Source organism: Rhodococcus sp. NPDC057014 (assembly GCF_042673295.1).
Lineage (GTDB): Bacteria > Actinomycetota > Actinomycetes > Mycobacteriales > Mycobacteriaceae > Rhodococcus_F.
The window spans coordinates 1-12,638 of sequence record NZ_JBHUSF010000274.1 but is presented as its reverse complement, the minus strand read 5'-3'; the positions used below and the strand labels follow the sequence as shown (position 1 = coordinate 12,638).

The 12,638-nt window shown below is 65.5% G+C and carries 9 protein-coding genes; 7 read left to right on the top strand and 2 right to left on the bottom strand.

Annotated elements, in window-relative coordinates; genetic code table 11:
- Positions 1-121: 121 nt before the first annotated feature.
- Entirely contained in the window at positions 122-895 is a 774-nt protein-coding gene (locus tag ACFTZB_RS35015) for a GntR family transcriptional regulator (protein WP_378438840.1), read from the bottom strand.
- A 278-nt stretch (positions 896-1,173) separates the two neighbouring features.
- On the opposite strand from ACFTZB_RS35015, the gene ACFTZB_RS35010 reads away from it, so the two are divergent.
- On the top strand, positions 1,174-1,956 hold the full coding sequence (locus ACFTZB_RS35010) for a class I fructose-bisphosphate aldolase (RefSeq protein ID WP_378438838.1): 783 nt from the start codon (positions 1,174-1,176) through the stop codon (positions 1,954-1,956).
- A gap of 42 nt (positions 1,957-1,998) precedes the next feature.
- On the top strand, positions 1,999-3,369 hold the full coding sequence (locus ACFTZB_RS35005) for an FGGY family carbohydrate kinase (protein WP_378438836.1): 1,371 nt from the start codon (positions 1,999-2,001) through the stop codon (positions 3,367-3,369).
- Positions 3,370-3,372: 3 nt separating this feature from the next.
- On the opposite strand, the gene ACFTZB_RS35000 is transcribed toward ACFTZB_RS35005, so the two are convergent.
- Positions 3,373-4,473, bottom strand: a complete 1,101-nt coding sequence (locus ACFTZB_RS35000) for an IS630 family transposase (RefSeq protein ID WP_378438834.1) — start codon at positions 4,471-4,473, stop codon at positions 3,373-3,375.
- A gap of 195 nt (positions 4,474-4,668) precedes the next feature.
- Here ACFTZB_RS35000 and pyk point away from each other — a divergent pair, with 195 nt between their 5' ends.
- The 5 genes from pyk (at position 4,669) to ACFTZB_RS34975 (ending at position 10,281) form a co-directional block, all read left to right on the top strand.
- Complete coding sequence (gene pyk, locus ACFTZB_RS34995) at positions 4,669-6,168, top strand: pyruvate kinase (RefSeq protein WP_378438832.1); 1,500 nt, start codon at positions 4,669-4,671, stop codon at positions 6,166-6,168.
- 105 nt (positions 6,169-6,273) lie between these two features.
- Entirely contained in the window at positions 6,274-6,546 is a 273-nt protein-coding gene (locus ACFTZB_RS34990) for a WhiB family transcriptional regulator (RefSeq protein ID WP_378438842.1), read from the top strand.
- Positions 6,547-6,817: 271 nt separating this feature from the next.
- Complete coding sequence (locus ACFTZB_RS34985) at positions 6,818-8,164, top strand: MFS transporter (protein WP_378438830.1); 1,347 nt, start codon at positions 6,818-6,820, stop codon at positions 8,162-8,164.
- Positions 8,165-8,258: 94 nt separating this feature from the next.
- The gene (locus ACFTZB_RS34980) at positions 8,259-8,483 is read left to right on the top strand and encodes a hypothetical protein (protein WP_378438828.1); all 225 of its coding nucleotides are present in this window, start codon (positions 8,259-8,261) and stop codon (positions 8,481-8,483) included.
- An 850-nt stretch (positions 8,484-9,333) separates the two neighbouring features.
- Positions 9,334-10,281 carry a phospholipase D family protein gene (locus tag ACFTZB_RS34975; RefSeq protein WP_378438826.1) on the top strand — a complete coding sequence of 316 codons (948 nt, stop codon included), beginning with the start codon at positions 9,334-9,336 and terminating at the stop codon, positions 10,279-10,281.
- Positions 10,282-12,638: the final 2,357 nt, after the last annotated feature.

Sequence of the window (12,638 nt, the reverse complement as noted above, 5' to 3'; positions counted from 1 at the left end):
GCCTCGAACCCCGGGCGGCGGGAGCGGCGTGTGCTCACCGACCGGCCACATCCTCCGGAACCCCGTCATCACGGCCTTCCAGGCGCCGCCATCCGATATCGGCGCCGTGTGACGCTGGTGCTCAGCGAGTGCCGAGATCGACTGTGCGGACGTTGACTTCGAGGGGGATCACGTCGCTGCGCACCCAGGTGTCGTACACGTCGTAGCGCTGCCCCTCGGCCGTCCACGACGTCGACCGGATGCACAGCATCGGTTCGTTCGCGTCGATGTCGAGGGCCTCGGCGATCTCCGCCCTCGGATGCTTTGCCTGAATGAGCCGGTGGGCACCGCCGAGCGCGAAGCCCGCACTCGAGAGCAGCGTGCTCAGTGACGCGTGTCCGGTGAGCACGTCGGCCGCCCCGGCGAGCACCGGTATCAGAACCGGTGGACTGTAGTTGGTGCTGAACAGCGCCGGCTTGCCGTCGAGGGACCGCACCCGGACCAGCTCGAACCCAATCGACCCCTCCGGCAGCTGCAGGGCCCGGCACACGTCCACCGGCAGCGCGGTGGCACCGGAGCGAAGCACCTCGGTGCTCACCGTCCGATGCTGATGACCGATGGCGTTTTCGAGGAAGCCTTCCTTGCCCTGGATCACCCACCCGGTACCGTCGACGGCCTCGCTCGCGAACACGCCCCGCTTGGGAATGCGCTGGGCGACACCACGGGACTCGAGATGCTGCAACGCCTGACGCACCGTGGCCCGGGACAGACCGAACTCGTCGCACAGGTCCTGCTCGCTGGGCAGCCGGGCGCCGCGGGCGATGTCCCCGGACGAGATCCGCTGCTCCAGCACCTGCGCGAGCTGCTGGTAGTACGGGACCTCCGATTGGCGGTCGATCACACTCTCGACGCTCACGTGGCTCCCTCCCCTATCCGGGTGCCCCGCGACCGGCCGCCGCGGCGTTACACCTGTCTGGATCATATGTCCTGTACGGACATCGTCCAGGAGGGTGGCCGCACTCCGCCCGCGGCCACCTGGCTGGGCCGATTCGTCCACGATCTGCTGGTTCATTGCCGCTCCTCCTTCGAGATCTGAAACTCCCGCTTGCCTCTCTGTGACTTAGACCATATAGTACGTGTTGTACGTACAGTCCGTACAAACAAATTTGAACTTCGAAGGAAAGTGAACCGACGATGAGCATGGAATACCGGATGCGCCGCACGCTGCCCAACGATCGGGCGGCGATCATCATGCCGGTCGATCACGGGCTGATCTTCAACCGCATCAAGGGCCTCGAGACCCCCTCGGCGCCGTTCGCGGAGTGGGCCGAGTCTGACGTCACCGGCTTCATGATGACCCCGGGCCAGGTCAAGCAGACCGAAAAGTTCTTCGCCGAGCACCCGCACCTGAGCCGCGTGCTGACCATCGACACCTACTACGACGTCACCAACCTCGACGGCGGCGGCTCCCACGAGCTGATCACCACCGTCGAGGAAGCCGTCCGCATGGGCGTCGACGCGGTGAAGATGCTGTTCCCGTGGAACATCTCCCGCGCCGAGCAGGCCGCCATGTGCGCCCGCGTCGGCAAGGTCGTCACCGCCTGCGACGCGTGGGACATCCCGCTGGTGCTCGAGCCGGTCATCATGGGTGCCCCCCGCACCGAAGAGGTCGTCATCGAGGAGGAGAAGGTCGCCCGCATCGCCTACGACCTCGGTGCACACATCATCAAGATCGCCTTCCCCGGCGAGGAGCGCACCGCGCGACTGGTCGAGGAACTCGGCGTTCCCCTGGTCATCGCCGGGGGACCGCTGTCGGGTGACGTCTCCGAGACCGTCGACGCGATCGGGCAGACCCTGCGCGCCGGTGCCCGCGGAATCATCGTCGGGCGCAACATCTGGCAGCGCGAGCGCAGCGAAGGCGAAAAGGTGCTCAAGGAAATCGGCACTCTCACCCGGAACGTGAGCTTCTCCGCCTGAGCGGGTAACCCGCTGCTAGGCACGACAACGAGGACAGGACAGATGACGAGAGACCGCAGCGAGCGCTCACCGGTGGTGTGCGGAGTCGATATCGGCAGCACGAACACCAAGGTCGTCGCGCTCACTCCCCAGGGGGCGGTCGTCGCCAGGCGGCGACGCACCACCCCCCGGGGAGCGGTCGACCCGTCCGTCGACGCGCAGCATTTGCTGTTCGCGATCGAGGAGATGATCCTCGACATCTGTGGCGACTCCTACCGGGTGCACGCGGTGAGCGTGGCAGGTGTCGGTGAGGACGGTGTGCTCGTCGACGATTCACTTGCTCCGCTCACGACGGCGCTGGCCTGGTTCGATCCCCGGCGCGCCGCAGTTTTCGCCGACCTGGCCGCCCGGATCGGTCCGCACGAGAGCCTGTGCACCGCCGACGACGCCGCCCGCACCCTCGTCGGCTGGCGGTGGGCCCTCGACCAGCCGGGCACCTCCCATGCCCGCTCCTGGGTCGCGCTCACCGATTACCCGGCGAGCGTGTGGACGGGCACCCCGTTCTTCAGCGACACCCTCGCGGCCCGCACCGCCGCTTGGAACGGTCGCACCCGCGAGTGGGTCGGCGGCCGGGTGGCCGCCACCCTCGGCACCACCGCGTTGCTGCCGCCGGTGCGCCGGGCGGGAGAGGTCATCGGCGGCTTCGTCTCCGGCCGCCTGACCGCCGCGGGCGTCATCGATCCCGACGCTGTGGTCGTCGCCGGCGGGCACGACCACCCGATCGGCGGGTGGGCGGTGCACGCGATGGATCCCGGCGCCGTCCTCGATTCGATGGGCACCGCCGAGGTCGTGGTCGCTCAGGCTCCTGCGGCCGGTATCGCCCGCAGCGACGACCTGGATGTGGCGCCGGGAATCTGTTCTCCCGGAACCACGGTGCTGTCGGTGGAGGAGTTGGCCCGCAACGTCGAGTGGGCCTACCAGGACCCGGCCGTCGGCGAACGGCTGCACGAGCTGATCACCGGCGACACCACCCCCGACGCCTATCTGCACGAGCAGGTGTTCGTCCCTGGCGGCCGCGGCGGCGAAGCGCCCCGCTACGCCCCCGACGCTCCCACCTCACCGCTCTCGCGGGCCTCCGCCGTCCTGGGAGCGCTCGCCCGCCTCGGCGCCCACGCCCAGGACACCGTCGCCGCGTGCCTGCCCGGGCAGCCCGCCATCTACGCCGCCGGCGGCTGGTCCCGCTCCCCCGGATGGGTGCAGGCCAAGAAGGCCGTCACCGGCCGCGACCTCACCGTCATCCCCGAACCCCAGGTCACCGCCACCGCAGCGGCACTGCTGGCGGCACATGCGATCGGGTGGGACCCCGAGCCTGCGGCCGCACTGGGGATGACGGCTCACCCCGACACCCTCGCTTCTGCCGTCTCCCCGGCGTAGCCACTAGTGGTCTGTCTGCGATTTGATCTTGTGGAGGGAGGTGCGGCCGCGTTGAACTTTGGCGATGATGTCTTCCGCGGTCGCTTTCCACACGAAGGGCTTGGGCTCCTTGTTCCAGTGTTGTGCCCACGTGGTGATCGCGTCGGCAAGGTCGGTGACGCTGGTGAAGACGCCGCGGCGCAGCCGCTTGTCGGTCAGTTCTTTGAACCAGCGTTCGATCAGGTTCAGCCAGGAACTCGACGTTGGGGTGTAGTGCAGGTGCCACCGGCGACGGTTCTTGTGCGCCAACCACGCTTTGATTTCCGGGGTCGAGTGCGCGGACAGGTTGTCGAGCACGACGTGAACGTCGAGCGAGCGCGGGACGCTGGCGTCGATCTGCTTGAAGAACCGCAGCACATCGGCTCCGGCGTGGCCCTTGCGGAGGTCTGTGAGGACCTCCCCGGTGCCGACGTTCATCGCCGCGAACAGGTCGATGGTGCCGTTGCGCTTGTAGTCGTGCGTCATCGTCCCGGCGCGTCCCGGCTTCATGGGCAGCGACGGCTGGGTGCGGTCCAACGCCTGGCATTGGGTCTTCTCGTCGAACGAGAACACCACTGCCCGCGCGGGCGGGTTCAGGTACAGCCCAACGACATCGACCAGTTTCTCCTCGAATCGCGGATCGTTGCTGATCTTGAACGTCGCGACCCGCCAGGGTTTGAGGTTGTGGTCAGCCCAGATCTTCGCGACGGAGTCCTTACCGATCCCGACGCGGGCGGCCATCGTCCGGGTGCTCCAGTGTGTCGAGCCGTCCGTCGGACGCTCCTGATGGGTCAACCGCAGCACCTCCTCGACTGTGCCCGCCGGCAAACTCGGTTTGCGGCCTCGCCCCTTCGCGACCGTCCCGACCCCGGAAGTTCCCTCTTCTGCGAAGCGAGAGCGCCAGCGCCGCACCGCTTCCGGAGTCACCTGGCAACGTCGGGCTATCTCGGCATTGGCGACTCCGTCGCCTGCCCACAGCAAGGCCCGCGCCTGGACCACCTTCCGGTGCGGCAGTGTCGTCGAGGCCGCCATCCGCCTCAACTCCGCCCGCTGTTCGTCACTGACAGACAACGCCGCTGCAACCATGCATCGACTATACAAAACGTTCCACTAATTCGCAGACGGACCACTAGCAATCACGTCGTTGTTTACGGCGCTGCTCGGCCGACGTAGGCAGGCAAGGAAGCCGAACGCACCTGCTCGACAACGGGTCTCGTCGGCGTCGCCGACATCTGCATCGCTGTGCCCTGTGTCCGCACACACCGACCAGCAAGGAACCTCATGACCCTCACCGAAGATCGCCACCCGAGTGCCGACGCCGACTCGACCCCGATCGATGTCACCTCGCTGCTCTCACCGCGGCGAGCGAAGATCGTCTGCACCCTCGGTCCCGCCGTCGGAACCGAAGAGCATGTCCGCGCCCTCGTCGAGTCCGGAATGGACGTCGCCCGGTTGAACTTCAGCCACGGCGACCACGCCGATCACGAGGCCAACTATCAGCGGGTCCGCGCCGCCGCTGATGCCACCGGAACGCCAGTGGGCATCCTGGCCGATCTGCAGGGGCCGAAAATCCGCCTCGGCCGCTTCGCCGACGGCGCGGCGGTGTGGGCGCCCGGCGAGAGTGTGCGGATCACCGTCGAGGACTGCCCCGGCGATCATCACCGCGTGTCCACCACCTACGCCCGCCTCGCCGACGACGCCCGGCCCGGCGACCGGCTTCTCGTCGACGACGGCAAACTCGCCCTCACCGTGACCGCGGTCGAGGGACCGGACGTGGTCTGCACCGTCGTCGAAGGCGGACCGGTCTCGAACAACAAGGGTCTGTCCCTGCCCGGGATGAACGTGTCGGTGCCGGCCCTGTCCGACAAGGACATCGCCGACCTCGAGTTCGCACTCGGGCTCGGTGTCGATCTGGTGGCGCTGTCTTTCGTACGGTCCGCCGCCGACCTCGAGCTGGTGCATGAGGTGATGGACCGCGTCGGCCGACGAGTCCCGGTCATCGCGAAGATCGAGAAACCCGAAGCCGTCGAGAATCTCGAGACCATCGTCGCCGCGTTCGACGCGATCATGGTCGCCCGCGGTGACCTCGGGGTCGAGCTTCCCCTCGAACAGGTGCCGCTGGTGCAGAAGCGAGCCGTCCAGCTCGCCCGCGAGTACGCCCGCCCGGTGATCGTCGCCACCCAGATGCTCGACTCGATGATCGAGAACTCCCGGCCCACCCGTGCCGAAGCATCCGATGTCGCCAACGCCGTCCTCGACGGCGCCGACGCGGTGATGCTCTCCGGGGAGACCTCGGTCGGCAAATACCCGATCGACACTGTCCGCACCATGGCCCGGATCCTCGCCGCCGTCGAACGCGAATCCACCCGGGTTCCTGCCCTCACTCACACTCCCCGCACGAAGGGCGGAGTGATCTCCTTCGCCGCACGTGACGTCGGCGAACGACTCGCCGCCACAGCGCTCGTGGCCTTCACCCAATCCGGCGACACCGTCCGCCGGCTCGCCCGGCTCCACACCCCGCTACCGCTGCTCGCCTTTACCCCGGTGCCGGAAGTCCAGCGGCAACTCGCCCTGACCTGGGGAACCGAAACCTTTCTGGTCGAGCCGGTCACGTCGACCGATGCGATGATTCGCCAAGTCGACACCGCCCTGCTGGAACTGGGCCGCTACAGCCCCGGTGATCTGGTGGTGATCGTGGCCGGCTCACCGCCCCACACCGTCGGATCGACCAATCTCATCCACGTGCACCGCATCGGCACCGACGATTTCGCCACGCACTGACCTCATCAGAGATGTTCGGAACCGGCTGCCGCCTGCCTGCATGAGAGGCGGGCTGTGGCCGGTCAACCTCGAGTGAGAAAGATAGATCCATGGCTTTGTCGCGACCTGATACCCGGTCGTTCACCCCCCCTCACCGAATGGTGGGACTGGCAGAAGCGCGCCGCATGCCGCGGCATGAGTTCGTCGATCTTCTTCCACCCCGACCGCGAACGAGGCCCCGCCCGGGAACGACGCACCCGAGTTGCGAAGTTCATCTGCGGACACTGCCCCGTCATCGACAGTTGCCGCGCGCACGCTCTTACCGTCGTGGAGCCTTACGGCATCTGGGGCGGACTGTCCGAATCCGAACTGCGCGACGCGACCGGCCTACAGTACTGACCCGCAAACCGACTTTTGTACGTACAGTACATATGATCTAGACGGTACGGTCGAAGTGTTGTAACGTCGGTCACAACGACTTCGTCCTCGGACGACGACCCCACCTCCACCTCCACGGCAGAAAACGAGGTAGCGCAATGCAACCCGTGTTACTCGGCGGACAGCATCCTGCGGTTCCCTTCGACGCAGTCACAACGGCCCAAGCAGGCATCTTCCCCGGACTTCTCGGTTCACTCGTAAGTTCGGCGGCGGCGACTGCGGAGCACACGCTATGACCGGCAAGCCCGCCGGGCAGAGTGCAGCGGCACGCCTGGTGGACCGCCTCGGCATGCCGCCGTCACTCGCTTTCGGGTTTCTCGGTCTGCTGCTGTTCATGATCGGTGACGGCGTCGAATCGAATTACCTGTCCCCGTTCCTGATTCACACCGAGGGCTACTCGGAGTCGACGACCGCCTTCACCATCAGCATGTACGGGATCTTCGTCACCGTCGGGTCCTGGCTCGCCGGCACCCTGTCCTCGATCATCGGCCCCCGCCGGGTGATGTGGATCGGCGCCGCCACCTGGGTGGCACTCGAAGTCGTGTTCCTGATCCCGGGCGTCGCGATGGACAATCACTGGATCTCCATCTCGGCGTACGCACTACGCGGCATCGGCTACCCATTCTTCGCCTACGCCTTCCTGGTCTGGATCAACCTGACCACCCCGGCACGTCAGCGCGGCAGCTCGGTGGGCTGGTTCTGGTTCGCCTTCGGCGCGGGCCTGCCCACCCTGGGATCGTTGATCGCCAGTGGCGCAATCCCTCTCATCGGCGAGTACCAGACCTTCTGGCTGGGCACCGCACTGGTCGTCGCCGGCGCCGCGATCGCACTGTTCGGAGTCCGTGACCGCACCTACGCAGGCCCCTCCGGCACCGAGAGCGCCGGCGGGGAAATGCTCAAAGGGCTCACCATCCTCTGGCGCGATAAGCGGGTCGCCGCAGGAGCGTTCGTCCGGCTCGTCAACACCGCCCCGAACTTCGCGCTGTTCGTCGTCGCACCCCTGTTCTTCATCGACCAGATCGGGTTCTCCCAGAGCACCTATCTCGCCATCGTCACCGTCGTCTATACCGCGAACATCTTCGCGAACCTGATGTTCGGAATCATCGGCGACCACTTCGGCTGGCGGCGCACCGTCACATGGTTCGGCTGCGTCATGTGCGCGGTGGGCATCGTCCTGCTCTACTACGTGCCACTGTGGGTCGGCCCCAACGTTCTCGTGGTGATCCTGTGTTGGGCGGTATTCGGGATCGGGCTCGCCGGGTTCGTACCCCTGACCGCGCTGGTGCCGTCCATGGTCGCCCCCGACGACCGCGGCAGTGCGCTGGCGGTCTACACACTCGCCGCGGGATTGTCTGCCTTCGTCGGCCCGGCACTCGCCGGACTGCTCGGCGGCGCCGCACACATGCCGATCCTGATCTGGACGTTCGCGGGACTATACATCGCAGCCGCCGCGGTCACCTACGTCCTACGCACCCCCAGCGACCCCGGATCTGCACACCACGTTGCCGAGGGCGACAGTGCGAGCGACGACCGCGGAAGCGATGTCCCTAAGCAACGCACGGTCGCTGAGAACCACTGAACTGCCCCGTCGGCGACTGCCTTCCCAGCGTCGCCGACGGGTGCTTCCCAAACATTGCGTCACCATACGACCACACCCAGCAAAGGAGCCCCCGATGACCGCCACCATCACCCGAGAGCGCGTCGGACATTTCGTCCGGCGCAACAACCAACACGGCTACCGCACCGGACAATGGGCACAGATCCTGATGACCGTCCCGTCACGCGACCGCGACTGCTGGCTGGTCGCGTATCAAGACGGCGAAACCGACGTGATCCCAATCGCCAATCACACCAACCAGTACGAATTCCGCACCAAGCCGGTCGACTGGCGGCGCTGACCCCCTGGCCAGAGACTGCCCCGGGGACCTGATTGCGATCTTTCTCGCTACTCCACAGCCCGGCGGTGAAGGCTGGACCAACCGTCGACACTCGTGACTTCCCGCGGGCGGTCAGTCCCGGGGCCGAAACGCCGGATCGGGCGCACAGGAATCAGGCACCGTGTCGTGTCAGCCGCCATCCGCGAAGGGCAGCTGCGTAACCGGCGGCCGCGCCGAGGCCTGCGCTGACAATCAGGCCGGCCACAAGAAACGGGAGGGGTCCACCGATGCCGCTCCGGCCGCCGGCCCGTCACGGGCATTCCGTCCCCACCTGCACGAAATCCACGGTCGCGGCACCACGACGGCGCTCTGCAGATCAAAAAGCGTGCTCACCTGGCTTTTTGAACGAGACGCTGCGTAAATGTTTTTCTACAGCACTCACTCCGCACAAACCATAAGTGACACGGAGGGAAGCCCGCGAGGGAGGTAGACGATATTCGTTCCTTGTAGGTTCCGCGACTGTCCTGTGCCATTGGATCTGAGGCACTTTGTGCCACCGCAGTTTAGCAATGCAGTTCGCCCACCTGCCTTTTTTCATCGGGGCTCGGAGATGGCCGTTTCTGGGCGTTCAGTCGTCGTCGCCGATGAGGCACAGAGGGCCCGACCCTTGGTCCGGGCGCGAAGTAGGCGTCCTCTGGTCAGGAGTTCGCCGGTACGAGTGCTCGATACACGTTGAGGCCCGCGGCTCGCCGCCCCAATCATCCCGGCCCCTGTGTCGTGCACCGTAGATCCTGCACAGCGTGAGCCTCTGGCTGAGATCGACATGCGATCATCTGCGCACTCGCCCACCCGGCCCGCTACCGTCTGTCGTATGGGGACAACGTTCCACGGGCCGAGTCCGTGGTCGCACATCACCCGCGCGATCGGCACGAGAGGTGCCCGGTGCGCGGCTATCGCCTATGTCGGTCAGGATGCGCCAAACCTGCTTCCTCTGCGCGCCGGTGACGTCTTGGTCGTCAACGCCTCCAAGGCTGCGGTCCGTGCGCATGCCACTTCCCCTGCTGCCCTGGCCTATTACCTCGGCAAAGGTGTTCGGGTTCTGTCGTCCCCAACGTTGCATGCGAAGGTAATCGCCACGAACCGGCGTGCGGTGGTCGGTTCGGCGAATGCGTCCGAGAACTCCACCTTCGCTGATGATGCCGTGATCATCACCGATGACCCTGAGGTCGTTGCCTCAGTGCGGAAATTCATCGACGGCATCGACGAGATCACTGAAGTCGATCAGGTGTTCATCGACAACGCCAACCGCGAGTGGGAAATCGGCAGGGCGGTGCCAATCCCTGGAGTCACTGGCCGATTCCGCGACACCGAAGCTGATTTTCTGCCCGCCCCGGTCACCCGGATGTTCGTCAAACATGCCATCGACTACACACCTAGCCTTACGGAACAACACCTGATGGAACAGCCGCGTCCCCGGCAGCGAACGACCGCCGGACCTGTGGTGAAATACCAACTCGAATCGCTCCGCCTCGATAGTCCCAGCGCTGTCCGGCGCGGCGACGTCATCGTTTTCGTCTCTGCCGACGACGAATGGATCTACGCGCCGGCCGTCGTGGTCTCCGATGCCGTTCGGATCCCGCGGTCGGGCGGCGCAGTGCTGTACTTCCTACGCATCCGCGCCGACCTGCCTCCGCTTTCCCTCTCCGATGCCACGGCGGCGCTCGCCGACCTCGGTCATCCTGGCCCGCGACTGCAGACCGATCATTACGTCCGCTCCCCCACACTCCGCGCTGCATTGCTGACGCTGTGGGACTTCTGACGTGCTCGCCTTCCAACGCTCGCAGTGAGTCTCGATCATCGGGATCGCCACGCTCTGGTAACGCTATCGAGGTGGCGCTGCGGGCGTAGCTCGCCCGTGTCGCGGTCGTCTGCCTGACCGCGACATATGTCTGTTGAGTTCTGTGCGGGGGCGAGCCGACTTGACGGGGCTGTCAGAGCCGCGGCCGACGATGGACCTATTCGTCGGGCGAGTATCCAGAACCGGCGTCGGGTAGTCGAATCCAAAGGCCCGCCCGTCAGCACTTGGCCTGCGACGCTCAACACCGCGTTACTGGAACGGCGCCGGTTTCGGTGTGCTGGCCCGCCCGCTCCGGGGCGGCGAGGTATCCGAATCCCGCCTCCACCGCTCGACGGGCCGCGTTCTACGCAAATATCCGGTGGATCAGGTTGATTTCCATGGTGCGACCACGGGTTGGCTTGGGCAGACGAATTCGAGGATGCCGTTGCTGCAGGCGAGGTCGCGTTCCTTCTGCGCCTGGCTGGGAGCACTCAAGATGCGATTACACGAAAAGTCTTGGCATGCAGAAATGCTTGAGCATATTGCTGCCGAACTGCAGGAACCACTTGGCCTGCAAACACGGCCGGCTGCCGACGGGTGCGCCACGCTCGGCTGGGTCCCGATATCCAGATGATTCGCATGCGAGTGCCCAAGAAATCGTATATGGCGTACGACACACTCTTGGGATCGAAGTCGTCGGCGTCATACGATTTGGTTTGCACCGGCTGATCCGATGTGCAGGCCGCTGGTGCCGCAACGCCGTGAGTTGAATCTTGTTCAGCCACCGGAGTTCGCGCTGCTTGACCGATCCTCGACTGCCGGTGTCGCGGCCCCGCCGTCCGCCAGCTCCGGCGGGGTTCCGCGTGGCTTGACCCGTGGCGACTCGACGCGACTCAATGACAACGGGTGACGCCAACGAGCCCATCTGCGCCGGCTCGTACATTCTCGCCAACTCCACTGACGCGCGAAGCTGCGGAGGCAGGGCGGTCGACAGTCGCCCTTCTCAGAGGTACTTCACTGTCGAATTTCGTTGCAGTAGAAGATTTTTAGACTATTCTCGAAGCAGCTGTCTTTACGCACCAACCTCGAACGATCATATATAATCGTCGATCACGCGGGCATATGGATCCCACTTCGTGTGAAACCTGATCTGCCCCGAGCTCTGTCCGCAAAGGCGCCCGAGCTCCGTCGGCAAAGACTAAGAATCGTCGCCCTGACTGGGGTTTGCTCGCGACGCCCGGTATTGATCCCAGCCCCCGACAGCCTCCCGCATTGGTTGTGACCACGGTCCGCCTTTTGCACGCTCCTGACCAAGCGGGAAGGATCGATCCGTGCTGAACCTCTCTCCAACACACCTGACTGACTTACTCACCACAATGCGTTTTCAACCCGCGCTTTGCGTGATGCACGGTGCATCACCTGATGTTCGGGTGATGCACGGTGCATCACCCGAACACGGTGGGTAGGTCGCGAAGGCCCCGTGCAAGTAGGCGCCGACCTCTTCATCGGGCTCAGTTCCCGCACACCGCTGAGCCATTCGATCGGTCTGTGGAAAATATGCCGACGCTACTTATCTTCCTGAGGTCACTTGGCGTTCGCTAAACACCCAGTCCACCCCGCGATCCGGCGAGGAACACGAGCCACCTTCGTGCCGACACCACTCCGAAAGCTTCGATTGCCGCCCGGACCCGGTTCACTACACGGCGAAGCATTCCTGCATGCAGCACCGGAGGTCGCGGCTGATGCAGGCCGGTCAGGTCCGACCTTTCCCTCCATAGGTCTCACCTCCGACGGCACCGGGTCGCATAGCACGTGGACCATCGACGGCCCAGCCCCACAGATCAATGGGGACGTCCAGGCTTGGAACACGAGGAAATCGAGGCCGCACGCTGAGACATACCCGCCTGACGACGCGTGCTCTGACCTGATGGTCCTGCTCCGCCGAACCAGTCGTGGCCCCGTCGTGAAATCAACGGCACTGAACCACACCAGCCTCCTTCTCGCGGCAGACCGGTGTGGGCGGCGCCCTGGACGGTGCTGCCATCTCCGCGGGCATGGCGTGCGCTCCGCTGCCCATCACATCGAAGTCGCAACACCACGACACCCTGCGGAATGCCCTAGCTTCGGTGATGCACCGTGCATCACCGAAGCTGTACACCCCGGCCCGGGCAGGTCTATCCGGCCCGATCGATGCGAGGATCACACTCACCCGTGATGCACGGTGCATCACCGCAGCAAGTCGGATAGGGCCACCTCGTCGCCAATCTGCCGATATGCGCGGCCGCTTGTTGTGCTACTCCGCGGTGATGCACGGTGCATCACCGCGGAGAAGTCACAAC